Annotated in this window: 25 protein-coding genes; 15 read left to right on the plus strand and 10 right to left on the minus strand. The window is 70.9% G+C overall.

All coding sequences use genetic code 11. From position 1 onward, the window contains the following. Positions 1 to 2: 2 nt before the first annotated feature. The 7 genes from nadC (at position 3) to QOL88_RS22085 (ending at position 4,839) form a co-directional block, all read left to right on the plus strand. Positions 3 to 977, plus strand: coding sequence for a carboxylating nicotinate-nucleotide diphosphorylase (gene nadC / locus QOL88_RS22055; protein WP_097223125.1), 975 nt, complete (start codon positions 3 to 5; stop codon positions 975 to 977). Between the two features lie 14 nt (positions 978 to 991). After that, entirely contained in the window at positions 992 to 1,789 is a 798-nt protein-coding gene (locus tag QOL88_RS22060; protein ID WP_097218670.1) for a type III pantothenate kinase, read from the plus strand. A gap of 445 nt (positions 1,790 to 2,234) precedes the next feature. Further along, complete coding sequence (locus tag QOL88_RS22065; protein WP_097218672.1) at positions 2,235 to 2,867, plus strand: hypothetical protein; 633 nt, start codon at positions 2,235 to 2,237, stop codon at positions 2,865 to 2,867. A gap of 18 nt (positions 2,868 to 2,885) precedes the next feature. Beyond that, positions 2,886 to 3,074, plus strand: a complete 189-nt coding sequence (locus QOL88_RS22070) for a hypothetical protein (protein ID WP_097218674.1) — start codon at positions 2,886 to 2,888, stop codon at positions 3,072 to 3,074. 184 nt (positions 3,075 to 3,258) lie between these two features. Then, entirely contained in the window at positions 3,259 to 3,696 is a 438-nt protein-coding gene (locus tag QOL88_RS22075) for a BlaI/MecI/CopY family transcriptional regulator (protein WP_373559346.1), read from the plus strand. A gap of 9 nt (positions 3,697 to 3,705) precedes the next feature. Beyond that, positions 3,706 to 4,239, plus strand: coding sequence for an amino-acid N-acetyltransferase (locus QOL88_RS22080; RefSeq protein ID WP_031111859.1), 534 nt, complete (start codon positions 3,706 to 3,708; stop codon positions 4,237 to 4,239). Between the two features lie 264 nt (positions 4,240 to 4,503). Beyond that, positions 4,504 to 4,839 (plus strand): histone-like nucleoid-structuring protein Lsr2, encoded by a 336-nt coding sequence (locus QOL88_RS22085; RefSeq protein ID WP_010048839.1) that lies wholly within the window; start codon positions 4,504 to 4,506, stop codon positions 4,837 to 4,839. Between the two features lie 9 nt (positions 4,840 to 4,848). On the opposite strand, the gene QOL88_RS22090 is transcribed toward QOL88_RS22085, so the two are convergent. After that, complete coding sequence (locus QOL88_RS22090) at positions 4,849 to 5,565, minus strand: SCO3374 family protein (RefSeq protein ID WP_097218680.1); 717 nt, start codon at positions 5,563 to 5,565, stop codon at positions 4,849 to 4,851. Positions 5,566 to 5,994: 429 nt separating this feature from the next. Between QOL88_RS22090 and QOL88_RS22095 the strand changes: the two genes are divergently transcribed. Next, positions 5,995 to 8,520, plus strand: a complete 2,526-nt coding sequence (locus QOL88_RS22095) for an ATP-dependent Clp protease ATP-binding subunit (RefSeq protein WP_097218684.1) — start codon at positions 5,995 to 5,997, stop codon at positions 8,518 to 8,520. A 68-nt stretch (positions 8,521 to 8,588) separates the two neighbouring features. On the opposite strand, the gene QOL88_RS22100 is transcribed toward QOL88_RS22095, so the two are convergent. Beyond that, entirely contained in the window at positions 8,589 to 9,233 is a 645-nt protein-coding gene (locus QOL88_RS22100; RefSeq protein ID WP_097218687.1) for an HAD family acid phosphatase, read from the minus strand. A 440-nt stretch (positions 9,234 to 9,673) separates the two neighbouring features. Here QOL88_RS22100 and QOL88_RS22105 point away from each other — a divergent pair, with 440 nt between their 5' ends. Beyond that, positions 9,674 to 10,387 carry a M23 family metallopeptidase gene (locus QOL88_RS22105; protein ID WP_097218689.1) on the plus strand — a complete coding sequence of 238 codons (714 nt, stop codon included), beginning with the start codon at positions 9,674 to 9,676 and terminating at the stop codon, positions 10,385 to 10,387. Between the two features lie 22 nt (positions 10,388 to 10,409). On the opposite strand, the gene QOL88_RS22110 is transcribed toward QOL88_RS22105, so the two are convergent. Then, a complete protein-coding gene (locus QOL88_RS22110) occupies positions 10,410 to 11,006 on the minus strand; it encodes a TetR/AcrR family transcriptional regulator (protein ID WP_097218692.1) in 597 nt (198 codons plus the stop codon). A 123-nt stretch (positions 11,007 to 11,129) separates the two neighbouring features. Here QOL88_RS22110 and QOL88_RS22115 point away from each other — a divergent pair, with 123 nt between their 5' ends. The 3 genes from QOL88_RS22115 to QOL88_RS22125 all read left to right on the plus strand — a co-directional run bounded on the left by QOL88_RS22115 (position 11,130) and on the right by QOL88_RS22125 (position 13,842). Next, entirely contained in the window at positions 11,130 to 12,713 is a 1,584-nt protein-coding gene (locus QOL88_RS22115) for an MDR family MFS transporter (protein ID WP_097218694.1), read from the plus strand. A gap of 116 nt (positions 12,714 to 12,829) precedes the next feature. Continuing rightward, positions 12,830 to 13,264: a helix-turn-helix transcriptional regulator gene (locus tag QOL88_RS22120; RefSeq protein WP_097218696.1), complete on the plus strand. Its 435-nt coding sequence runs from the start codon at positions 12,830 to 12,832 to the stop codon at positions 13,262 to 13,264. A 131-nt stretch (positions 13,265 to 13,395) separates the two neighbouring features. Continuing rightward, positions 13,396 to 13,842, plus strand: coding sequence for a VOC family protein (locus QOL88_RS22125; protein ID WP_097218698.1), 447 nt, complete (start codon positions 13,396 to 13,398; stop codon positions 13,840 to 13,842). A 15-nt stretch (positions 13,843 to 13,857) separates the two neighbouring features. Here QOL88_RS22125 and cseC read toward each other — a convergent pair whose 3' ends face one another. The 5 genes from cseC to QOL88_RS22150 form a co-directional block, all read right to left on the minus strand. Further along, on the minus strand, positions 13,858 to 15,207 hold the full coding sequence (cseC, locus tag QOL88_RS22130) for a two-component system sensor histidine kinase CseC (protein WP_097218700.1): 1,350 nt from the start codon (positions 15,205 to 15,207) through the stop codon (positions 13,858 to 13,860). A 14-nt stretch (positions 15,208 to 15,221) separates the two neighbouring features. Then, complete coding sequence (cseB, locus tag QOL88_RS22135; protein ID WP_097218703.1) at positions 15,222 to 15,923, minus strand: two-component system response regulator CseB; 702 nt, start codon at positions 15,921 to 15,923, stop codon at positions 15,222 to 15,224. A 128-nt stretch (positions 15,924 to 16,051) separates the two neighbouring features. After that, positions 16,052 to 16,708: a hypothetical protein gene (locus QOL88_RS22140; RefSeq protein WP_179878929.1), complete on the minus strand. Its 657-nt coding sequence runs from the start codon at positions 16,706 to 16,708 to the stop codon at positions 16,052 to 16,054. Continuing rightward, positions 16,696 to 17,235, minus strand: a complete 540-nt coding sequence (locus QOL88_RS22145) for a SigE family RNA polymerase sigma factor (RefSeq protein ID WP_030251439.1) — start codon at positions 17,233 to 17,235, stop codon at positions 16,696 to 16,698. The genes QOL88_RS22140 and QOL88_RS22145 overlap by 13 nt, the downstream gene beginning before the upstream one ends. Before the next feature lie 322 nt (positions 17,236 to 17,557). Beyond that, positions 17,558 to 18,499, minus strand: a complete 942-nt coding sequence (locus tag QOL88_RS22150) for an HhH-GPD family protein (RefSeq protein ID WP_097218706.1) — start codon at positions 18,497 to 18,499, stop codon at positions 17,558 to 17,560. Between the two features lie 119 nt (positions 18,500 to 18,618). Between QOL88_RS22150 and QOL88_RS22155 the strand changes: the two genes are divergently transcribed. Both QOL88_RS22155 and QOL88_RS22160 read left to right on the plus strand, forming a co-directional pair. Continuing rightward, positions 18,619 to 20,196 carry a sensor histidine kinase gene (locus QOL88_RS22155; RefSeq protein ID WP_097218708.1) on the plus strand — a complete coding sequence of 526 codons (1,578 nt, stop codon included), beginning with the start codon at positions 18,619 to 18,621 and terminating at the stop codon, positions 20,194 to 20,196. Beyond that, a complete protein-coding gene (locus QOL88_RS22160) occupies positions 20,193 to 20,849 on the plus strand; it encodes a response regulator transcription factor (RefSeq protein ID WP_097218711.1) in 657 nt (218 codons plus the stop codon). The genes QOL88_RS22155 and QOL88_RS22160 overlap by 4 nt, the downstream gene beginning before the upstream one ends. Before the next feature lie 169 nt (positions 20,850 to 21,018). On the opposite strand, the gene QOL88_RS22165 is transcribed toward QOL88_RS22160, so the two are convergent. Next, positions 21,019 to 21,660 (minus strand): phosphatase PAP2 family protein, encoded by a 642-nt coding sequence (locus tag QOL88_RS22165; protein WP_097223127.1) that lies wholly within the window; start codon positions 21,658 to 21,660, stop codon positions 21,019 to 21,021. 175 nt (positions 21,661 to 21,835) lie between these two features. Here QOL88_RS22165 and QOL88_RS22170 point away from each other — a divergent pair, with 175 nt between their 5' ends. Beyond that, on the plus strand, positions 21,836 to 22,693 hold the full coding sequence (locus QOL88_RS22170; protein ID WP_097218713.1) for a hypothetical protein: 858 nt from the start codon (positions 21,836 to 21,838) through the stop codon (positions 22,691 to 22,693). Between the two features lie 357 nt (positions 22,694 to 23,050). On the opposite strand, the gene disA is transcribed toward QOL88_RS22170, so the two are convergent. Beyond that, complete coding sequence (gene disA / locus QOL88_RS22175) at positions 23,051 to 24,175, minus strand: DNA integrity scanning diadenylate cyclase DisA (protein WP_097218715.1); 1,125 nt, start codon at positions 24,173 to 24,175, stop codon at positions 23,051 to 23,053. Positions 24,176 to 24,179: the final 4 nt, after the last annotated feature.

The raw sequence follows: 24,179 nt of genomic DNA on the forward strand, positions 1-24,179 counted from the left end.
ACGTGAGCACCCCCGACCTTCCCCTCGTCTCCTCCGGAGGCTGCGGAGACGGCTGCGCCTGCGGCGCGGACGACGAGGCGTACCTGGAGTGCGGCCTGGACCCCGCACTCGCCCAGCTCTTGGCCGACGCCGGCCTCGACCCCGTCGAGGTCGAGGACATCGCCAACGTGGCCCTCCAGGAGGACCTGGCCCACGGCGTGGACGTGACGACGGTGGCGACCATCCCCGAGGACGCGGTGGCCACGGCCGACTTCACCGCACGCGAGGCGGGCACCGTGGCCGGTCTGCGCGTCGCCGAGGCGGTCATCTCGGTGGTCTGCGAGGAGGAGCTCGAGATCGAGCGCCACGCGGAGGACGGCGACCGCGTCGAAGCGGGCCAGAAGCTCCTCTCCGTCACCACCCGCACCCGCGACCTCCTCACGGCCGAGCGCAGCGCGCTGAACATCCTGTGCCGCCTGTCGGGCGTCGCGACGGCCACGCGCGCGTGGGCGGACGCGCTCGACGGGACCAAGGCGAAGGTCCGCGACACCCGCAAGACGACCCCCGGCCTGCGCAGCCTCGAAAAGTACGCGGTCCGCTGCGGCGGCGGCGTCAACCACCGCATGTCCCTCTCGGACGCGGCCCTGGTCAAGGACAACCACGTGGTCGCCGCGGGCGGCGTCGCCCAGGCCTTCCAGGCGGTCCGGGAACGCTTCCCGGACGTCCCCATCGAGGTCGAGGTCGACACCCTGCACCAGCTCCGCGAGGTCCTGGACGCCGGGGCCGACCTGATCCTGCTGGACAACTTCACGCCGGGCGAGTGTGCCGAGGCCGTCGAGATCGTCCAGGGCCGCGCCGCCCTGGAGGCCTCGGGCCGCCTCACCCTCGGCAACGCCAAGGCCTACGCGGACACCGGCGTCGACTACCTCGCCGTCGGAGCCCTCACCCACTCCTCGCCGATCCTGGACATCGGCCTGGACCTGCGGCCGGCGGAGTAGGGCGGATACGGGTCATGCTGCTGACGATCGACGTAGGAAACACCCACACCGTCCTCGGCCTGTTCGACGGCGACGAGATCGTCGAACACTGGCGCATCTCCACGGACGCGCGCCGCACCGCGGACGAACTGGCGGTCCTGCTCCAGGGCCTGATGGGCATGCACCCGCTCCTCGGCGACGAGCTGGGCGACGGCATCGACGGCATCGCCATCTGCGCCACCGTCCCCTCGGTCCTGCACGAGCTCCGCGAGGTGACGCGCCGCTACTACGGCGACGTGCCCGCGATCCTCGTCGAACCGGGCGTCAAGACGGGCGTGCCGATCCTCATGGACAACCCCAAGGAGGTCGGAGCCGACCGCATCATCAACGCGGTCGCGGCGGTCGAGCTCTACGGCGGCCCCGCCATCGTCGTCGACTTCGGCACGGCGACGACCTTCGACGCGGTCAGCGCGCGAGGGGAGTACGTCGGCGGGGTCATCTCACCCGGCATCGAGATCTCCGTGGAGGCCCTGGGCGTCCGCGGCGCCCAGCTCCGCAAGATCGAGGTGGCCCGGCCCCGCAGCGTCATCGGCAAGAACACGGTCGAGGCGATGCAGTCGGGTGTCATCTACGGTTTCGCCGGCCAGGTCGACGGAGTGGTCAACCGCATGGCCCGCGAGCTGTCGGAGGACCCGGACGAGGTCACCGTCATCGCCACGGGCGGTCTCGCACCGATGGTCCTGGGCGAGTCGTCGGTGATCGACGAACACGAGCCGTGGCTGACGCTGATCGGACTACGGCTGGTCTACGAGCGGAACGTGTCGCGCATGTGAGCGGCGGAGGAGGGGGGCGCAACCCGACGAGGAATCGGACTGCGCCCCCCACCCCTAGCCGCGACCGCCCCCGGCATCCCGGCCGAGCCGCCTGGCGTCCTTGGTCGCGCTGCCTCTGGTGTCCCCCGGCCACGCCGCCCCCGGCATCCCCGGCCCGTCGCTTCCGCCCCGGCCACGCCGCCCCGGGCGTCTCCCGGCTACGCCGCCCCCGGCATCCCCGGCCCGCCGCTTCCGCCGCCCCGGCCGCGCCGCCCCCGGCATCCCCCGGCCCGCCGCTTCCGCCGCCCCGGCCGCGCCGCCCCCGGCATCCCCCGGCCACACCACCCCCGGCTTCCCCCACCCCCACCCGAGTGTTCCCCCGCGCCACACCCATCCCCTATACGTAATTTGTCTGATTAGCGCGTATCGTCGCCGCATGCCCACGCCATACGGATCCCGCGGCGGCATGGCGTTCGGTGTGGAGGAGCTGCGTGTGCTCCGCCGCGCTCTCGCCCTCGCCCTCGACCCCACACCCGCCTCGGCCGACGACGTCCAGGACTGTCTCCGTCTCGCAGAGTCACTCGACGAGGCACTGCGGGAGGGGGCCAGGCTGCGCGCCTTCCTCGTGGCCGACCTGGGCCGGTATCGCGCCGCCCTCCCCGGAACCGCCGCCGGCTACCTCGCGCTCCTGGACGAGGCGCTGGGTGCCGGCTACCGCCCCCTGCCCGACGACCTCGCCGCCCTTCGCGCCCTGCGCGGCAACCCCGCCGCGGCGGCCCTGCTGGATCGCTGCGCGGTCACCCCCCTCACCCCCGCCGCTCTCCCCGTGGCCGCCGTTCCCGGCTCCCGCGCCCGCCTCCTGGCCATCCCGGGAGGCCGCTGCGCCCTGGCCGGCGCATCCGCCGGGGACGGCCCGGAGGAGCGGCCCGAGAAGAAGCCCGCCCGCAAGCCACCGGCCCCGGCCCCCAAGCCCGCCCCGGCGCCCGGCCCCGACACACCGAAGCCCTCCCGCCCGATCCCCACCCCGGGCGAGGTCTTCCCGCGCCGCAAGCCGGCCCCGCCACCCCCCGCGAACCCCCAGCAGCTCGCCGCCGGCTGACGTGGCTACCCTGGATCCATGGACTACGTCTCCGCGCTCCTGCCCCCGGTCGTCATGGCCGTCTTCTTCATCGGCGTGATCCGGGTGATCGTGAAGACACAGGGCGGCGCCAACAAGGCCAAGGAGGACGCGGCCGTGGACGCAGCCCTCGCCCGCGTGGACGGTGCCCGCCAGACCACCGTGACCTCCCCGAAGGCCGAGGCCTGACCCCACCCCCTCCGAGGGCGTACGACTCGGCGGACCCGCACCCCGCGGCGCCCGCACTCACGAGCCGTACGCCCTTTTTGTTACCTTTCGCCGCTCCCGCGCACGTCCGCCACGCCATTACCGGGATCTCCCACTATTGTTCTGAGCTGTGCCTCGCCCATTGGGAGAACTCGAAGACGCGGTCATGTCGCGGGTGTGGAAGTGGAACCGCCCGGTGACCGTTCGAGAAGTCCTGGAAGATCTTCAGAAGGAGCGGTCCATCGCGTACACCACCGTGATGACCGTTTTGGACAATCTCCATCAGAAGGGCTGGGTGCGCCGCGAGGCGGAAGGCCGTGCCTATCGATATGAGGCGGTCTCCACCCGCGCCGCCTACGCAGCCGCCCTGATGAACGACGCCTGGTCGCAGAGCGACAACCCCGCCGCCGCTCTCGTCGCCTTCTTCGGCATGATGAGCGAGGAACAGCGGCAGTCTCTCAGCGATGCCGTCCGCATCGTGCAGGGACCGGAAACCCCGGAACCGACCGAACCGTCGGAATCCGCAGAACCGGCCGAACGAGCGGAACCCGGGGAAGAGCCCGAGGAGAACCCCGCCTCCGCTCGGGACCTCGGCGGGCGATAGCGTCCCGTCATGTCCGCGAAGAGCCCCGAAGCCACCGCAAAAGCCATCACCGTCCGACGGGCCCGCACCAGCGACGTCCCGGCCGTGCGGGGCCTCCTTGACGCCTACGTCCGCGGCCGCATCCTGCTCGACAAAGCAACGGTGACGCTTTACGAGGACATCCAGGAGTTCTGGGTCGCGGAACGGGACGACAACGCCGAGGTCGTCGGCTGCGGCGCGCTGCACGTGATGTGGGAAGACCTCGCGGAAGTCCGCACTCTCGCGGTGAAGCCCGGCTTGAAGGGCGCGGGCGTCGGACACCGTGTGCTGGAGAAGTTGCTGCAGACCGCCCGCTGGCTCGGCGTTCGCCGTGTTTTCTGTCTGACCTTCGAAGTCGACTTCTTCACCAAGCACGGCTTCGTGGAGATCGGCGAGACGCCCGTCGACACGGATGTCTACGCGGAGCTCCTGCGTTCCTATGACGAGGGTGTCGCGGAGTTCCTCGGACTCGAACGAGTGAAACCGAACACCTTGGGCAACAGCCGGATGCTTCTGCATCTGTGATCGCCGTGCGCCAGTAGACCGCTAGCGGGTCCGGCCGGTTCGTCAAGGCATATTCCGCGGCGCCCGCCCCTGCCCCGGTTCCCTATGTCCGAAACGCGCACGTTTCCGGACCGGGGCCGGCTGCCGGGCTCTGCCGGGGGTTTGTGTTTTTCCGGCAAAAGCGGTTTGCTTTCCGACGTACTGCAGTACTGCATATAACAAGGGGACGGCGATACGGCGGACGCCGGCACACCCGCCCTGAAGATATCGATGAAAGGAAATCCGGTGGCACAGAAGGTTCAGGTCCTTCTTGTCGACGACCTCGACGGTGGCGAGGCGGACGAGACCGTGACGTTCGCGCTGGACGGCAAGACGTACGAGATCGACCTCACCACTGCCAATGCGGACAAGCTCCGTGGCCTTCTCGAGCCTTACGTGAAGGGCGGTCGTCGTACCGGAGGCCGTGCTTCGGGCGGGCGTGGAAAGGCGCGCGCCGCTTCGAGCGGCAGCCAGGACACCGCGGCGATCCGCGCCTGGGCGAAGGAGAACGGTTACGAGGTCAACGACCGCGGCCGTGTTCCGGCGACCATCCGCGAGGCTTACGAGAAGGCCAACGGCTGAACAGCGGCCCTACCGACCCTGCGCACGCATGGCCGGCGGCTGGGCGCACGCGCGCCGCAGCCGGACCCGGTGGCACTGTGTGGCCACCGTGTTCACCAGCCGCACGAGATCGGGGGCGCCCCCAACGCCCCCCAGCGCCGACAGCGTCGGCAGCGAGGCCTCTACCTCGCGTCCCGGCTCGGGGGGCCGCAGCCACACGGCGGCCCCCTGGGAACCGGCCCGGCCCCAGGGAGCAGGCGGAGCCCCCGCCGCGCAGGGCGCCGCGGTGCGCGACCCGCGTGCCGGCGGTACCGGCCTCTCCCCGTGAGGCACCGCACTCTCCCCGTGAGGCACCGGGGGCGGCGGCGCCTCGATGAGCCCGCCCGCGCCGATCGCCACCAGATCCAGCGACAGGGGCCCCCAGTCCAGCCAGTCCAGCAGCCCGGGGAGCTCCTCCGCGCCGCCCGCGGCCACCAGGAGCAGCATCCGGCCGCCGTGCAGCGCGACGGGGGATCCGGGCGCCAGGCGCCGCAGGGCCGCGTGCCCCGCCTCCGCCGGGACGTCCAGGACGTCGTAGCGCACCCCCACCGGCAGCCGCAGAGGATCGCCGGGCACCGTCGGCCACCCCAGTTCGTTCTCGTACCACCGCCGGACCTGACCGCTCGCGCCGGACGGGCCGAGCGGCCGGCGGGGGAGCGGGACGAGCGGGGTCGAGGATGCGGTCACGGGCTGAGAGGCGCCGAACATGCCAAGTGCAACAGCCGGAAGACCCTGCGGGTTACGCTGGGTGGCGGCGCGAGCGCACTGCGTGGCGAAATGGGGGCGCGCGGGGGTGCGGGGAGGCGCAAGGTTGTTCGCCCGTAGCGGAGGGAACGGGGGTGCCCGGCATGGACTTCCGGTGCCCACGGGTAAGACATCCCTAGTGGGAGGGGGCGACACGCAGGAAAGGGCGTCTCACGTTCGCCATCGGCGTACTGGCGAGTGGGGTATCTGCCTGGCCTGCGGGAACATCGTCTCGCACCATCGGGTTGGAGCAGATGTCGGCGTTCGGGGTCAGGAGGCCAAGGACGGTGTCGGCAGTTGGAATGAGCGGTCCCCGCTTGCGGGACTAAGCTGCGGAAGGACAGGGAGGGGAAGTTCCCCCCACTGCCTGACCGCTCTGAGGAGCGATTAACGATGTTCGAGAGGTTCACCGACCGCGCGCGGCGGGTTGTCGTCCTGGCTCAGGAAGAAGCCCGGATGCTCAACCACAACTACATCGGCACTGAGCACATCCTCCTGGGCCTGATCCACGAGGGTGAAGGTGTCGCCGCCAAGGCCCTTGAGAGCCTCGGGATTTCGCTCGAGGCGGTCCGCCAGCAGGTGGAGGAGATCATCGGCCAGGGCCAGCAGGCCCCGTCCGGCCACATCCCCTTCACCCCCCGTGCCAAGAAGGTCCTGGAGCTGTCGCTCCGCGAGGCCCTTCAGCTGGGCCACAACTACATCGGCACGGAGCACATCCTGCTCGGCCTGATCCGCGAGGGCGAGGGCGTCGCCGCCCAGGTCCTCGTGAAGCTGGGCGCAGATCTGAACCGCGTGCGGCAGCAGGTCATCCAGCTGCTCTCCGGTTACCAGGGCAAGGAGACCGCCACCGCCGGTGGTCCTGCCGAGGGCACCCCCTCCACGTCCCTGGTCCTCGACCAGTTCGGCCGGAACCTCACCCAGGCCGCTCGTGAGTCCAAGCTCGACCCGGTCATCGGGCGCGAGAAGGAGATCGAGCGGGTCATGCAGGTGCTGTCCCGCCGTACCAAGAACAACCCGGTGCTGATCGGTGAGCCCGGCGTCGGCAAGACCGCCGTCGTCGAGGGCCTCGCTCAGGCCATCGTCAAGGGCGAGGTGCCCGAGACCCTCAAGGACAAGCACCTCTACACCCTGGACCTCGGCGCGCTGGTCGCCGGCTCCCGCTACCGCGGTGACTTCGAGGAGCGCCTGAAGAAGGTGCTCAAGGAGATCCGCACCCGCGGCGACATCATCCTGTTCATCGACGAGCTCCACACGCTGGTCGGTGCGGGTGCCGCCGAGGGCGCCATCGACGCGGCTTCGATCCTGAAGCCGATGCTGGCCCGCGGTGAGCTGCAGACCATCGGTGCCACGACGCTGGACGAGTACCGCAAGCACCTGGAGAAGGACGCCGCCCTCGAGCGCCGCTTCCAGCCCATCCAGGTCGCGGAGCCGTCCCTGCCGCACACGATCGAGATCCTCAAGGGTCTCCGTGACCGGTACGAGGCCCACCACCGCGTCTCCATCACCGACGAGGCGCTGGTCCAGGCCGCCACGCTGGCCGACCGGTACATCTCGGACCGCTTCCTGCCGGACAAGGCGATCGACCTGATCGACGAGGCCGGTTCCCGGATGCGCATCCGCCGGATGACCGCGCCGCCGGACCTGCGCGAGTTCGACGAGAAGATCGCCGGCGTCCGCCGCGACAAGGAGTCCGCGATCGACTCGCAGGACTTCGAGAAGGCCGCCTCCCTGCGCGACAAGGAGAAGCAGCTCCTGGCCGCCAAGGCCAAGCGCGAGAAGGAGTGGAAGGCCGGCGACATGGACGTCGTCGCCGAGGTCGACGGCGAGCTGATCGCAGAGGTCCTCGCCACGGCCACCGGCATCCCGGTCTTCAAGCTGACCGAGGAGGAGTCCTCCCGTCTGCTGCGCATGGAGGACGAGCTCCACAAGCGGGTCATCGGCCAGGTCGACGCCGTCAAGGCGCTGTCGAAGGCGATCCGCCGTACGCGTGCCGGTCTGAAGGACCCGAAGCGTCCCGGTGGCTCGTTCATCTTCGCCGGCCCCTCCGGTGTCGGTAAGACCGAGCTGTCCAAGGCGCTCGCCGAGTTCCTGTTCGGCGACGAGGACGCGCTGATCTCTCTCGACATGTCGGAGTTCAGCGAGAAGCACACGGTCTCGCGGCTCTTCGGTTCGCCCCCCGGTTACGTGGGCTACGAGGAGGGCGGCCAGCTCACCGAGAAGGTCCGCCGCAAGCCGTTCTCCGTCGTCCTCTTCGACGAGGTCGAGAAGGCCCACCCGGACATCTTCAACTCGCTGCTGCAGATCCTGGAGGACGGTCGCCTGACCGACTCCCAGGGCCGGGTCGTGGACTTCAAGAACACGGTCATCATCATGACGACCAACCTCGGCACGCGGGACATCTCCAAGGGCTTCAACCTGGGCTTCGCGGCCCAGGGCGACACGAAGTCCAACTACGAGCGCATGAAGAACAAGGTCTCGGACGAGCTCAAGCAGCACTTCCGGCCCGAGTTCCTCAACCGCGTCGACGACGTGGTCGTCTTCCCGCAGCTCAGCCAGGACGACATCCTCAAGATCGTCGACCTGATGATCGACAAGGTGGACGAGCGCCTGAAGGACCGGGACATGGGCATCGAGCTCTCCCAGTCCGCCAAGGAGCTGCTGTCCAAGAAGGGTTACGACCCGGTGCTGGGTGCGCGTCCGCTGCGTCGCACCATCCAGCGTGAGATCGAGGACTCGCTGTCGGAGAAGATCCTCTTCGGCGAGCTGCGCCCCGGTCACATCGTGGTCGTCGACACGGAGGGCGAGGGCGATACCAAGACCTTCACCTTCCGTGGCGAGGAGAAGGCGCCTCTCCCGGACGTCCCGCCGATCGAGCAGGCGGCCGGTGGCTCGGGCCCGAACCTGAGCAAGGACGCCTGAGCGTAGCGACCCAGTGAGAAGGGGCCGGTGCTGAAAGCACCGGCCCCTTCTCCATGCCCGGACGCTCCCTAGGACAGCTGCCCGTCGTAGTCCGGCAGCTTGTACGTCCGCTCGGCGTGGCCGCCCGAGAGGTCGGTGCCGCTGTTGCCGATGTTCGCGATGATCGTGTAGCCCTTGCGCTCGACGTCGACGCGCTGGGCCGTCTTGTAGTCGGCGACGTTCTTGAAGAGGTCGATGAAGCCGCGGACGTAGAGGCCTGAGACCTGGTAGCCGGCCTGCTTCAGGTTGTACTGGGTGAACGAGGCGATGATGTCCGGCCGGGCGGTCACGAAGAACAGGGCGACGCCGCGCTCCTGCGCGTATCTGGCGGCCTCCAGGACCGGCTTGTTGGCCGGTTGCGGGTAGCTGAAGCCGAAGTCCGTCTCCAGCGTCGTGTTGTCGATGTCGAAGACGATGGCCTGTTTCTCGCCCGGCTTCGTGGCCGCGATGCGCTGCTTCAGATAGGGCATGGCCTGGTCCATCACGGCCTGGCAGTCCTTCTGCCAGGTGTCGTAGTCGACGTCCGCGGCGGTGGAGGTGGTGGCGGTCGCGGTGGCGGCCGTGGAGGCCCGGCTGGTGGTCGTGGCGTCGGCCGGTGCGGCCATGGCCACGAGGGCCGCCGCCGAGACGGCGGTCACTGATGCGCGGCGCAACCAGGGGCGTCGGGTCTGCATGTCGTGGGGGTCCTCTCACGTCAGTGACGCTGCCAACATGTCGTGTGCATGCTCGTGCGCGAGGGTGGCGCGAGGGGAACCGTAGGGTTACCGGGCGGTAGGTGCCTAGAGGCGTGCGCCACATTTCCGGAATGGCTGAAGAGGGCCCCCGGTGACATGGCGCACAGGCGATATGTCCGTTACTAGATGGAATAGTGGATAACGGACCGGGAGGAAAGGGATTCTTGCCCCATGGTGGGGGTGAAAGTGCGGGCCAGTGCCCGGATTCGTCCCGAATGACTGCTGTGTCAAGAGACGTAGAACACTGAACCAAATTACTAACTAGCGTCGTAGATCACGCTTTTGGGAGTTTGTCGGACTTCGGGTTACCAAGGGATGGCCACACGGCGAGCGGTTGTGCGCCGGGTGGTTTTCTCCGTCCCCTTCCACACGAGGTTTCGATGTCCCAGCGCGTCACGTCCCGTTCTTCCCGTACGTCCCAGCTCCGCACCCGTGCGACCGTGCTGGCCGCCGGCCTTGGTGTCTCGGTCGCACTGGGAGCCGGGGTCGCGTCCGCCGCCGACACCACGGCCGCGTCCGGTGCCGCCAGTGCCGTGCAGGCGCAGGCCGCCGCCCAGGCCAAGGTCGCCAAGGCCGAGGCCGTGAAGGCCGAGAAGGCCGCCAAGGCCGCCGCCGCGAAGAAGGCGGCCGAGAAGAAGGCCGCCGCGAAGAAGGCGGCTGCCAAGAAGGCCAAGCCCTCCTGGGTCGACCCGGTGAAGAAGTACAGCCTCTCCGCGAGCTTCGCCCAGAACGGCGGCATGTGGGCGCACAAGCACAGCGGTCAGGACTTCGCCGTGCCGAGCGGCACCCAGGTCGTCGCCGCCCACGGCGGCACCGTGGTCAAGGCCGGCGGCAACGGCGCCGGTGACGGCCCCGCGTACGGCAACGCCATCGTGATCAAGCACGGCAACGGCACGTACTCCCAGTACGCCCACCTGTCGAAGGTCACCGTGCACGTCGGCCAGATCGTCAAGACCGGCCAGGAGATAGCCAAGTCCGGCAATACCGGCAACTCGAGCGGTCCCCACCTGCACTTCGAGATCCGTACGACCCCGAACTACGGCTCGGCGGTCGACCCGGTGAAGTTCCTGCGCGCCAACGGCGTGAAGGTCTGACCCCAGGTGCGATCCCCAGGCCCTAGGAGCCCCCGGCTCCCCGGTGGGCCTGGGTCACCAGGTCCGTGGCGACCTCGAGGACGGCTTTGTTCTTCTCCTCGGGGTCGCCTTCCATGTCCTGGAGCAGGAACATCCCGGCGTGCAGCGTGAACAGCGCGCTGACGCAGCGGACCTGGTCGGCCATGTCCGCGTCGGGGTCGATGATGATGTCGCGCAGGCTGCGGATGCGCTCCTTGAAGGAGTCGCCGATGCGCAGCTCCCGTACCGTCGCCTGGTTCTCGTGCATGAAGCGGAACAGCGGGGCCGCCTGGGCGAGCGTGTCGGCGTAGCGGCGGATGATCTCCTGCTTGGTCGCGAGGGTGTGCGGCTGCTGCCGGCCCCACTCGATCAGGTCCTCGATCGGCTGGGTGAGGTCCTCGAAGATGCTGACGAGGATCTCTTCCTTCGTTTTGAAGTGGTAGTAGAGCGCGGCCTTGGTGACGTCCAGGCGCTCGGCGATCTCGCGCAGGGAGGTCTTCTCGTAGCCGTGCTCCGCGAAGAGTTCGAGGGCCACGTCCTGGATGCGCCGGCGGGTGTCCCCGCGGCGCCGCTGCTTGGTGCCGTCCATGGTGCCGCCCATCCTCCTACGCCCCCCGCTTTCCATAAAACTTACTTGACGCCCGGCTAGTTGCGCCGCTAGCTTCCGAGTGTAGTCACTAGCCGGTCGGCAAGTAAGTAGCGGTAGCAGGGGGAGTGGGAAGCGATGACGGACACGACGGACACACCGGCGGCCGACGCCGGGGGGAAACAACCGAAGAGCGTGCGGGTGGTCCTGCTCGCGCTGATGATCGCGATGATGCTCGCGATGCTCGACAACATGATCATCGGCACCGCGATGCCGACGATCGTCGGTGAGCTGGGCGGGCTCGAGCACCTCGCGTGGGTCGTCACCGCCTACACGCTCGCGACCGCGGCCTCCACCCCGCTGTGGGGCAAGCTCGGCGACATGTACGGCCGCAAGGGCACGTTCATGACGTCCATCGTGATCTTCCTGGTCGGTTCCGCGCTCAGCGGCATGGCCCAGAACATGGGCGAGCTGATCGCGTTCCGCGCCGTGCAGGGCCTCGGCGCCGGCGGCCTGATGGTCGGCGTCATGGCGATCATCGGTGATCTGATCCCGCCCCGCGAGCGCGGCAAGTACCAGGGCATGATGGCCGGGGTCATGGCGCTGGCGATGATCGGCGGCCCGCTGGTCGGCGGCACGATCACCGACAACTGGGGCTGGCGCTGGGCCTTCTACATCAACCTGCCGCTCGGAGCGGTGGCGCTCGCCGCCGTCGGTGCCGTGCTGCACCTGCCGAAGAAGCGCTCCGAGGCACGGATCGACTACCTGGGCGCCGCGCTGCTGACCATCGGCATCACCGCGATCGTGCTCGTCACCACATGGGGCGGCACGGAGTACGCCTGGAGCTCCGCGCGGATCATGGAGCTGATCGGCATCGGGGTCGCCGCGCTGGTCGGATTCGTGTTCTGGCAGACCAGGGCCGCCGAGCCGATCCTGCCGCTGCACATCTTCCGCAGCCTCAACTTCACGCTGATGTCGGTCATCGGCTTCATCACCGGCTTCGTGATGTTCGGCGCGACGCTCTTCCTGCCGCTGTACCAGCAGTCCGTGCAGGGTGCTTCCGCGACCAACTCCGGGCTGCTGCTCCTGCCGATGCTCGGTGCGATGCTCGTGACCTCGATGGTCGCCGGGCGGGTGACCACCAACACCGGCAAGTACAAGGTCTTCCCGATCGCCGGCAGCGCGCTGATGATCGTCGGCCTGTACCTGCTGTCCACGATGGACACCGGCACCTCCCGACTGACCTCGGGTGTCTTCATGGCCGTGGTCGGGCTCGGCATGGGCTGCCTGATGCAGATCACCATGCTGGTCGCGCAGAACAGCGTGGAGATGAAGGACATGGGCGTCGCGTCCTCCTCCACCACGCTCTTCCGCACCCTCGGCTCCTCCTTCGGCGTCGCGATCATGGGCGCGCTGTTCAACAACCGCGTCCAGGACGTCATGAGCGAGCGGGCCGGGGCGCTCGGCTCCAAGGTGACCGAGCAGTCGGCACAGCTCGACTGGAAGAGTCTGCAGAAGCTGCCGGTGCTGGTCCGGGAGGCGTACCAGCACGCGGTCTCGGCCGGCACGCACACGGCGTTCCTGCTCGGAGCCGTGGTGGCGGTGATCGCACTCGTGGCGGCCGTGTTCGTCAAGGAGGTCCCGCTGAAGGGAGCGGGACCGAAGGAGGACGGCACGCCGGACACACCGGCGGCGCAGCCGCCCATGGTCGAGGCCGTCTGACCGCACCGCACGAGGCCCCCGGGAGTGTCCGCCCGGGGGCCTCGTCATGCCCGGCCGCGAGATGCCCGGTCGCGGGCGAGGGGCCGCTGTCAGACCCCCGTGCCACCATCGATCCCATGGACAGGACGCGGCGGATGCGGCTCGCCAAGGACGCCATGGACCGGGACTGGGCCGACCCGGAGCTGGACCTGGGCACCGTCGCCGCGCACGCCGGGTATTCGCGCTACCACTTCATCCGCGCCTTCAAGGAGGCCTACGGCGAGACCCCCGGCCAGTACCTCACGCACCGCCGCATCGAGCGCGCCGAGGACCTGCTGCGCACGGCGAACCTGTCGGTGACGGAGATCTGCCACCTGGTCGGCTTCAGCAGCGTGGGCACGTTCTCGGCCCGCTTCAAGGCCTGGACCGGGCTGACACCCAGCGAGTACCGCACGAAGCACGTGGGCCGGGGAGCCGCCCTCATACCCGGCTGCTACGCCATGCTCTGGGCCGGCGGCTTCCGTTCCGCGCCCGGCGCCGGCGAGAAGCGCAATTCCGGAGAAGCGGGCTGACACCCGCGCTGCCTACCGTGGCAGGGCGGGCACAACCGGCCGCAGTCGGAGTCGCAGTCGTAGTCGTAGTCGTAGTCCCAGCCGCGAGCCGCAGCCCAGCCACAGCCTCACAGTCAGAGCAGGAGCACGCCATGATCAAGGGTCTCGCCATCTCGACCGTCTGGGTCCTCGACCAGGACCGGGCCAAGGAGTTCTACACGGAGAAGCTGGGCCTGGAGGTCCGTACGGACATGACCATGGGCGAGGGCGGCATGCGCTGGCTCACGGTCGGCTCGCCGAACCAGCCCGACGTCGAGCTGACGCTGATGGTGCCCGGCGGTCCGGCGATGGACCCGGAATCCGCCGAGATGCTCCGCAAGCTGGTGACGAAGGGCGTGCTCGGCGCGGGCGTGCTGACCACCGACGACATCCACGGCGACTACAAGAAGCTCAAGGACCGGGGCGTGGAGTTCCTCCAGGAGCCGCAGGAGCGCCCGTACGGCACGGAGGCGCTGCTGCGTGACGACTCGGGCAACTGGTTCTCGTTCACCCAGCCGCGCGAGGGCGGACTCGACATGGACCAGGACTGGAGCTGCTGATCCGCCGCGGCACCCTCACGACCCCGGCAGCATCGGGTAGCTCCCCGTGTTCGTCGGCGCGTGCTCCGGCAGCCACAGCACGGCGACCGCGCCCTCGGCCGGGAGGTGCTCCGGCGTCCCGGGGGTGCGGACGTTGCGGAAGGTCAGCCGGGCGCCCAGCACCCGGGCCTGTCCGGCCGCGATGGTCAGGCCGAGACCGTGTCCGTGCCCGGCCCGGTCCACGCTGCCGGTGCGGAAGCGGCTCGGCCCCTCGGCGAGCAGGTCCTCGGGGAAGCCCGGGCCGTGGTCGCGCACCCGGATGACCCGGCCCTCGACGCTGACCTCGATGGGCGGCTTGCCGTGCCGGGCCGCGTTGGCCAGCAGGTTGAACAGGACGCGCTCCAGGCGGCGCGGGTCGGTGGTGACCTCCGACTCGTGCACGACACGCACCTTGATGGCCGGATCCTTGGCCGCCACCCGCCGGGCGACGAACTCGCCCAGCATGATGTCCTGCAGCTCCGCCCGCTCGGAGGCCCCGTCCAGCCGGGCCACCTCCAGCACGTCCTCGACCAGCGTGCGCATGGCCTTCGCCCGGTCCAGCACCAGCTCGGTCAGGCGTCCGGGCGGCAGCAGTTCCGCCGCGGTCAGCAGCCCGGTCACCGGGGTGCGCAGCTCGTGCGCGATGTCGGCGGTGACCCGCCGCTCGGCCTCGATGCGCTGGCGCAGCGCGTCCGCCATGGCGTCCACCGCGCTCGCCAGGTCGTCCGTCTCGTCCCGTACGACCCCGCCCATGGCGTCCCGGACGCGCACGTCCGTCTCGCCGCCCGCGAGCTGGCCCGCCGCGATGGCCGCCTTGCGCAGCCGCCGCGACAGGTGCCCGCCGATGAGCACCCCGAGCGCGCTGCCGCCGAGGACGACCGCGATGGACCCGATGAGCAGGGCCTGGTCGAGGTCCTGAAGGATGTCCGAGCTGCGGTCGGTGAAGCCCGAGTGCAGCGACATCACCTGCCCGTTCTTCAACGGCACGGCGGCCCATATGTCGGGCACCTCGCCCGGCCGGTCCGCGACGTACGTCGCCCGCTGGCCCGCCTCGACCCGGCCCCGCAGGGCATGCGGCAGATCCGGGTCGTTGATCTTGGTGTTGGGGAAGTTCATCCGCCCGGACAGCTCGAAGTTGCGCTGGGCGATCATGATCCGCTCGTCGGCGAGGTCACGCGCGTTGTCCAGCATCGAGACCCGGGCGGCGTTGTGCACGACGAGGCTCAGCGCGATCGCCACCAGCGCGCCCACCAGCGCGATGGCCGCGCTCAGCTTCCATCTGAGGCCCGTACGGATGCCCGCACGCTCCAAGCCCGCGGCGACCAGGCGCCGGAATCGCCCCCTCATACCCCTGCCCCTGTTCAGGCCTTCAACTTGTAGCCGAACCCGCGGACCGTCTCGATCCGGTCCTGGCCGATCTTCTGCCGCAGCCGCTGCACGTGCACGTCGACGACGCGGGTGTCCCCGCCCCAGCCGTAGTCCCACACCCGCTCCAGCAGCTTGTCGCGGGAGAGCACCGTGCCCGGAGCCGAGGAGAACTCCAGCAGCAGCCGCATCTCGGTCGGCGTCAGCGCCACCGGCTGCCCGGCACGGCGGACCTCCATGCCCTCGGTGTCGACCTCCAGTTCCCCGAAGGCCAGCACGCCACCGTCGGCCGGGGCCTCCGGTTCCTCGCCCCGGCCACCGCCGGCGTGCCCGAAGCGGCGCAGCACCGCGCGGATCCGGGCGACCAGGACGGCACCGTCGAACGGCTTGGTCACATAGTCGTCGGCGCCCGCTTCCAGGCCCAGCACGACGTCGATGGAGTCGGCCCGCGCCGACAGCATGATGACCGGCACGGTCGACGCGTCGCGGATGCGGCGGCACAGGCTGACACCGTCGAGTCCGGGAAGCATGACGTCCAGCAGCGCGATGTCGGGGCGGTCCGTCCGGAACGCCTCCAGGCCCGACAGCCCGTCGGGCATTGCGGTGACCACGAAGCCGTCCCGTTCCAGGGCGAGCTGCGTGGCCTCGCGGATGACGTCGTCGTCCTCGACGAACAGGACGTGGGTCTGGTCTGCCATCCCGGTGCTCTCAGTCCTCTGTGGTCCATGGGGGTGCGTTCTCCTGCTGGGACGCACGGTCCCGGCGATGCGTTCACCGGGTGATCGGTCAGAACGGCCCGATCGGTTCACGCGGCCGTCCGCCCGCGTCAGCTCGCGGGCACCGGCGTCGCGCTGTCGCCGACGACCTTCCCGTAGTCGTTGTGCGTGCGGTACTTCTCCGCGAAGTGACCGGAGGTCCATCTGTACGTGATCACGTTCTCCCCGGAGGGACTCGACACCGGGTCGCCCTTCTCGTACACCTGCTTGGTCACCACCAGGTCCCCGCGGTCGATCTCCGCGTAGACCGGCGGCTCCTCCGCCTTGAACACGTTCTCGTACGAGCCGTCCCGCTCGCGGTACACGTAACTGCCCACGCCCACCGCGTCACCGCAGGTCAGCACGTTGACGACGACGTCGTCCGACGAGCCCTTCGTCAGGTTGCCGTAGGAGACGTCGACCGGGTACTCGTCGGCGACGCACGGCTTCAGCTCCCGCTTCACCTCGGGCGCGACCTTCGGATCGTCCTTGACGAGCTTGACCGCGTTCACGGTATCGGGCGGCTTCGACGGCGTGGCGGACGGTGTGGCCGCGGCGGCGCCGGCCACCGAGTCGGCGTGCGCAGGGCCCTCGTCACGGGCGCCGGTGCCGCCCGCACCGCACCCGGTCACCAAAAGGGCGAGGGCGGTGGGCACGGCCAGTGCCGCGCTCACCGCCTGGAAACCGCCCCGGGTCCGTGCAGAACCCTCGCCGGTCAGGCCGCGCACCGCTCCCGCTCCTCACGCTCCAGCGCGCGTGCGTCCAGATCGCGGGACTCCAGCTCCTCGCGGAGCCGGGCGAGCGCCCGGTGCAGCGTGCTCTTGACCGTTCCGGCCGACATGCCGAGGGCGGCGGCCGTCTCCTCCGTGGACATCTGCTCCCAGTGTCGCAGCACCACGACACTGCGCTGCTTCGGGGCGAGCACCTTCAGGATGTCCATCAGCAGGGCGCGGTCCGCGTGCTGCTCGGTGGCGTCGTCGACCGAGGCGTCCGGGAGCTGCTCGGTCGGGACCTCCTCCAGCTTCCGCGCCCGCCACCACTCCGTGCGGGTGTTGATCATCACCCGGCGCAGGTAGGCGTCCGCCAGCCGCTTGTCCTCGATGGTCTCCCACCGGCCGTACGTCCGTACCAGTGCCGTCTGCAGCAGGTCCTGCGCGTCCGTCGGGTCCGGGACCAGGCGGCGGGCACTGCGCAGCAGCGCGTCCTGCCGGGTGCGGACATACTCCTCGAACTCGAGCACCTCGCCCTGCGCCATGGTGAACCGCCTCCCGTTTCCCCGTTCGGGCCGGCTCCCCGCCGCCCGTGTACTGCCTGTGGTCTTCAGTCGTCCCGTGTCTTCCGGGAACGCATCTGAAGGTACGGAGGCGTTGTCACGGCGCTGTCCGAAGCAGCCTTCGGCCAGCGCTCGGCTGTCCGTCGGTTGTGTAACGGAAGCCGTAACGGGGTAGAGCGCTGGGGGTGTTGAGGGCGGTTCGGGGCGATTTGTCCACCCTGGCTCTGTGACGGACGGCGGTCCGCGGCTGTGACCTGTCTGTACGTCAGGTCTGTGGGCCAGGTCTGTGGGACAGATCTGTACGTCAGGTCAGCGGCAGCCGGTACGAGCCGCCCGCGAGCGGCTCCACCAGACCGTCGGCGACGAGGCCGTCCAGGGCGCGGGCCCGCTGCACCGGCTCGTGCCACACCCGGTCCAGCACCGCCTGCGGAACGGCCCCGTGAGCCTCCCGCAGCACGGCGAGCAGCCGCCCGCGCACCTGCCGGTCGGTGCCCGCGTAGGTCTGGCCGCGGCGCGGCGGTCCCTCGTGCTCCGGCTTGCCCGCCAGCCGCCACGCGCACTGCGCGGCGATCGGGCAGCGGTGGCACGACTCGCTCTTCGCCGTGCACACCAGCGCGCCCAGTTCCATGGAGGCGGCGGCCCAGCGGGCGGCGGTCGGCTCGTCCTCGGGCAGCAGCGCGCGGGCCAGCTTGCGTTCGGCGGCGGTGGTGGCGTTCGGCGGGTACTGCACGCCGGTGACCGCCCGGGCGAAGACCCGCCGCACGTTGGTGTCCAGCACCGGGTGCCGCTGCCCGTAGGCGAAGGAGGCGACGGCGGCGGCCGTGTACTCGCCGATGCCGGGCAGCGCCAGCAGCTGTGCGTGGTCGGCCGGTACGTCACCGCCGTGCCGTTCCGTTATGGCGACGGCGGCGCCGTGCAGCCGCAGCGCCCGGCGCGGGTAGCCGAGCCGCCCCCAGGCACGGACGGCCTCGCCGGGCGCGTCCTTGGCCAGGTCGGCGGGGCGCGGCCAGCGCTCCAGCCACTGCTCGTAGACGGGCAGGACGCGGCTCACCGGCGTCTGCTGGAGCATGAACTCACTGACCATCACCCCCCACGCCCCGGCCTCGGGGCGCCGCCACGGCAGGTCACGGGCGTGTTCGCCGAACCAGTCGATGACGGGGGAGTGCAGGTTCTCTCCGAGGGGCGGCCCGGAGGGGGTGTCGGCGGAGGCGGCGGTGGGGCGCGGGGGCTTCGTGGGAGCAGTCATGGCCCTTCGATGGTGCCACGCAGAACCGTCCATTCGGGCACACCACCACCTCCGAGGACGACGAGTACCTGACGATCGGCAGCAGTGCGGGCAGGTCGGGCGCTTGTAGCGTCACGCGCATGGAACGTCCTGGCGCGGTGTCCTTCGCCCGTGGCGCCCTCCTCTGGGCCGCCTTCGCCGTCCCGGCGCTGACGGCGGACCGGGTCGGTCTGAACGAGCCGCGGCCGGGCTGGCAGCAGGCGGCCGGCGTGGTGGTGTTGGCCATAGCCGTCGCCGTGTCCCGGCGGCTGCCGCTCATGGCTTTCGGGCTGGCGGCGGCCCTGAGCCTGGCCGCCGCCCCGGCCGTGTTCACCGTCTCCTACGGCCCCGCCCTCAGCGGCTGCGCACTGCTGCTCGGACTGCGGGCGGCCCGGGCGCGCCCCGCCGTACTGTGCTTCACAGCCGTCGGCTGCGCGGGCACCGTCCGGATCGCGCTCCTCGGGGTCGACCCCGCCCCCGAGTGGCTCGTCATGACGGGCACGCTGCTCTTCGGATGTGTCTTCCCCTGGCTCGGCGGGCGCTACTGGCAGCAGAGCCGTGAACTGGCCGAGGCGGGGTGGCTGCGCGCCGCCCGGCTGGAGGACGAGGCCCGCTTCGCCGAGGAACGCGCCCGGCTGCGCGAACGCGCCCGGATCGCCCAGGACATGCACGACTCCCTCGGCCACGAGCTGAGCCTCATCGCCCTGCGGGCGGGCGCCCTCCAGGTCGCCCCCGGCCTCGGAGGCGAACACCGGGCGGCTGCCGCCGACCTGCGCACGGCCGCCGCCGACGCCACGGACCGGCTGCACCGCATCATCGGCGTGCTGCGCGAGGGCGACGACGAGCCGGTGCGGCTGACGCCGGCGGGCGAGACCCTGGAGCAACTCGTCACCCGTGCCGCCGAGTCGGGCCTTCCCGTGCGCTGGGACCCCGCCGGACACGACCCCGCCGCGGACGCCGACGAGGTCGCCGAGCGGCTGTTGCACCGCGTGGCCCGGGAGGCCCTGACCAACGCGGCACGGCACGCACCGGGCGCGCCCGTGGCCGTGGCGGTCACGGGACACACGGCGGGCACCTCCGTCACCATCACCAGCGGCCGGGCCACACAGGACGGTTCCCCGCCCTCCGGAGGCGGTACGGGCCTGCTCGGACTGCGGGCAGCGGTGACCTCCGTCGGCGGGGAGTTCGAGGCGGGCCCGCACGGCGAGGGCTTCCGGGTCCGGGCGCTCGTCCCCCGGCGGCCGACCGCCGTCCTGCCCGCGCGCCCCGGCCGGGCGCCGTTCGCCCACGCCCGCCGCAGGGTCGCCGTCGGTCTCGCCACCGCCGCCGGCGTGGGAGTGGCACTCGTCGCCGCGGCCGTCGGCTGGTACGCCTGGACGGAGAAGCGCTCGGTGCTCGAACCCGCCGTGTACGCGGCCCTGCGACCGGGCGCCCCGGCGGCCGACGTCGAACGGATGCTGCCCGAACGGGACGTGCGCGATCCTCCCGCCGAGCGGGCGCCGACACCGGAACCGGAGGGAGCCGACTGCCGTTACTACCGGGCGAGCGGTGAACTGTTCGTCTCCGTGGACCACTTCAGACTGTGCTTCGACGCGGGACGGCTCGTCGCCAAGGACGTGGTCCCGCGAGCAGGGCTGTCCCGCGAAGGCGGGAAAGACGACGAGGAGTTCTCACGGTGATCCGCGTGCTGCTGGCCGACGACGAGACGATGGTCCGGGCCGGAGTCCGCGCCATCCTGGGCAGCGACGGCGGGACAGAGGTCGTAGCCGAAGCGGGCGACGGGCGCGAGGCGGTCGAGCTGACCCGCGCGCACCGCCCGGACGTGGCCCTGCTGGACATCCGCATGCCCCGCCTGGACGGCCTCGCGGCGGCGGAGGAGATCGTACGGACGGTGCCCGGCACGGCCGTCGCGATGCTCACCACCTTCTCCGAAGACGCCTACGTGACCCGCGCGCTCGGCGGAGGTGCCACGGGCTTCCTGCTGAAGTCCGGAGACCCGTACGAACTCATCGCGGGCGTCAAGGCGGTGGCCGCCGGTGCCGCGTTCCTCTCGCCCAAGGTGGCCCGGTACGTCATCGGCGAGGGCCTCGGCGGCGGCCGTCTCATCCGCGAGGAACAGGCACGGGCGCGTGCGGCGGCCCTGAGCCCTCGTGAACGCGAGGTGCTCGGTCTGGTCGGCGCGGGCCTGTCCAACGCGGAGATCGCCGCCCGGCTGCACCTCGTGGAGGGCACGGTGAAGGCCTATGTCAGCGCGGTCCTGAACCGGCTGGGCGTACGCAATCGAGTGCAGGCGGCGATCGTGGCCTATGAGGCGGGGCTGGTGGAGTCGTAGCGGCCGGGGAGGGCGCGGCGCCCGTGAGCGGCGGACGAGCGACTGGGCGCCCTGGGGGGGGCGTGTACCGCTCGACAGTGCGCTCGTCCTCCTGGCTCGACGGCGCGCGTGTGGAGCGGCCGGGCAGCGCTCGGGCGTCCTGGCGCGGCGCTGCGCCGCGCGTACCGGCTCACCGGCGCGCGGGCGTTCGGTGCGACGGGACGGCCGCCGGGCCCGGCCCCAGCACCCATCGCACGGCCGGTGCCGGCGACCTGCGCATCGCCTCTGTCAGCCGCGTCATCATCCCCGCGCCCAGCCGTACGGCGACGAGGGCGACCAGCGAGCCCAGCCCGAGCCCCGCGATGACGTCGTGCGGATAGTGCACCCCGACGAAGACCCGGGAGAAGGCCATGAGCAGGGCGAGCGGGGCCGTCAGCCACACCGGCGCGCGCCGGGCCAGAGTCAGGGCGACAGCCGAGGCACCCGCGATCGTGGCGTGGTTGGAGGGGAACGACCAGTCACCGTGCGGCGGGCACTCGGCCAACGACACGGCCGCGGCTGCCACCGCCCGGCACGGACGCTCCTCCGTGACAGCGGACTTGAGCACCTCACTGCACACGTATGCCGTAGCTGTGGCCAGAGGTGCAAGGACCGCTATCGCGAACGCGCGGGGACTGTCGCGACGCGCGCGCCACCAGCCGGCGGCGAACAGCGCGACGAAGACGAGCAGTCCGGCCTCCGTCCATGTCCCGGCCCCCTGTTGTACCCAGATCGGGGTGTCCTGAGCGAAGTCGGTGATGTCGCGGTAGAGCGCGGTGTCGTCGAAGGTCATGGTCACTGACGGTAGGCGTCGGGGTGATCTCGTCACACCCAGCGATCGTCATGTGCCGTACCCGACGAAAGACCAGGGTGGGAACGCGATTTCCGGGATGATGATCCGGAAAAGTTGTCGCTCCGAGCGGCGGGTGGGACCGGTGAACGCGCCGATCTCTCGTAAGGTTTGCGCCGTGGGATCTCTGCGCAATCCGGTCGGGCCGCTTCCCTCCTCCATCTACTGGCGTCGGAGGGTCGTACTGGTGTCTGTAGTCGCCGTGTTGGCGCTGCTGACCCTGTGGATCGTGACCATGGGCGGCGGAGGCGGCAAGAACGGCGACAACGGCGCCAACGGCAAGAATCCCGCGCCCTCCATCACGCCCGGCCCGTCGAGTTCGGGCCCCGCCATCAGTCAAGCGCCGGGCGGGCGTGACGAGTCGGGGGACGAGGGCTCCGGCGGTTCGGGCGACGGCTCCGGAAACGGCTCGGGCGGCGGCTCCGGGGGCGGTTCCGGCTCGGGATCCGGCGACGGTTCCGGGTCCGGCGGCTCGGGCGGCTCCGAGGGCGCGGGCGGCACCGGCGGCTCGGGGAGCGGTACCGCCGCGGGCGGCGTGGGCGCGGGCGACACCCTGCCGGCCGGCTCCACCTTGCCCAACTGCACGGCGAGCGCGGTGAAGTTCAGCCTGCGCAGCCGCCACAACACCTACGACCCCGAGCAGACGCCCACGTTCCTGCTGACCGCGCGGAACGTCTCCGGCAGCGACTGCAAGATCGATCTCGGGCCGAAGAACGCGGTGTTCACGATCGCCCCGGCGAGCAGCGACGACGACTACTGGTCCTCCGAGGACTGCCCCAAGGCCGCCGCGCACCAGCTGTACCGGGTCGCCGCCGGCAGCGGCATCACCTACACCCTGAAGTGGGACCGCAAGCCGAGCGCCCCCGAGTGCGCCACGCCTCCCGCGGGCTCGGCCGGGTCCGGCACGTACCTGGTGGAAGCCAAGGCCCCGGGCTACGCGAAGGTCCAGACGTCGTTCGTCCTCTCGGCCGACTAGAGCCGCAGGGCCGGAGAGACACGGGCACCTCTGGTCCGCGGGGGCCGCAGGGCCGGAGAGGCACAGGCATCTCTGGTCCGCGGTCCGCCGGGGGCGCAGGGCCGGATTCGCACCTCAGGTCCGCCGGGCCCACAGCGCCCGAGACGCACCTAGGGCCCGCCAGGGCCGCCGTGCCCGAGACGCACCTCGAGTCCGTCAGGGCCGCAGTGCCCGAGACGCACCTCAGGTCCCTCGGGCCCGCAGCGCCCGAGGTGTCCTCCTGGCCGGCCGGCCGGGCCGGGCCGGGCCGAGAACGACCGAGGGCGGTACCCCTTCCCGGGTACCGCCCTCAGCCGTTCCAGCCGGGTGCCGTGCGCGTCAGACGTACCGCTCCAGAATCGAGGACTCCGCCAGCCGTGACAGCCCCTCGCGGACGCTGCGGGCCCGGGCCTCGCCCACGCCGTCCACCGCCTGGAGGTCGTCGACGCTCGCGGCGAGCAGCTTCTGCAGTCCGCCGAAGTGCTCGACGAGGCGGTCGATGATCGCGCCGGGGAGCCGGGGCACCTTGGCGAGGAGACGGTACCCGCGCGGGGAAACCGCCGAGTCCAGCGTCTCGGGCGCGCCAGTGTAGCCCAACGCCCGTGCCACCGTGGACAGTTCGAGTAGCTCGGCATGGGTGAGGGCGTCGAGTTCGGCGAGGGCCTGGTCGACCGTGCGGGAGCGCTTGGCCGTGGGCTCGGGGACGTAGTCCCGCACGACCAGCTCGCGCTCGGGTTCCACGCCCGCGATCAGCTCGTCGAGCTGGAGGGCCAGGAGCCGGCCGTCCGTGCCGAGCTCCACGACGTACTCGGCGATCTCCGTGGCGATGCGGCGCACCATCTCCAGACGCTGGGCGACCGCCGAGACGTCCCGGACGGTCACCAGGTCCTCGATCTCCAGCGCCGACAGCGTGCCCGCGACCTCGTCGAGGCGGAGCTTGTAGCGCTCCAGGGTGGCGAGCGCCTGGTTGGCGCGGGACAGGATCGCCGCCGAGTCCTCCAGGACGCGGCGCTGCCCGTCGACGTACAGGGCGATCAGCCGCATCGACTGGGAGACGGAGACCACCGGGAAACCGACCTGCTTGCTGACGCGGTCCGCGGTGCGGTGCCGGGTGCCCGTCTCCTCCGTCGGGATCGTCGGGTCCGGGACCAGCTGCACGCCCGCACGCAGGATCTTCGACAGGTCGGAGGACAGCACGATGCCGCCGTCCAGCTTGCACAGCTCGCGCAGACGGGTCGCGGTGAACTCGACGTCCAGCACGAAACCGCCGCTGCACAGCGCCTCGACCGTCTTGTCGGAGCCGAGCACGATGAGTCCGCCGGTGTTGCCTCGGAGCACGCGCTCCAAGCCGTCACGCAGCGGGGTGCCGGGTGCCACGGCGCTCAGGGAGGCGCGCATCAGGCCATCGGTACCGGCGCTCCCGCCGGATTTTCCGGGAGCAGATGCCCGGTCGTTGGCTGCCACTGCA

The organism is Streptomyces sp. Ag82_O1-12 (assembly GCF_900182715.1).
Taxonomy (GTDB): Bacteria; Actinomycetota; Actinomycetes; order Streptomycetales; family Streptomycetaceae; genus Streptomyces; species Streptomyces massasporeus.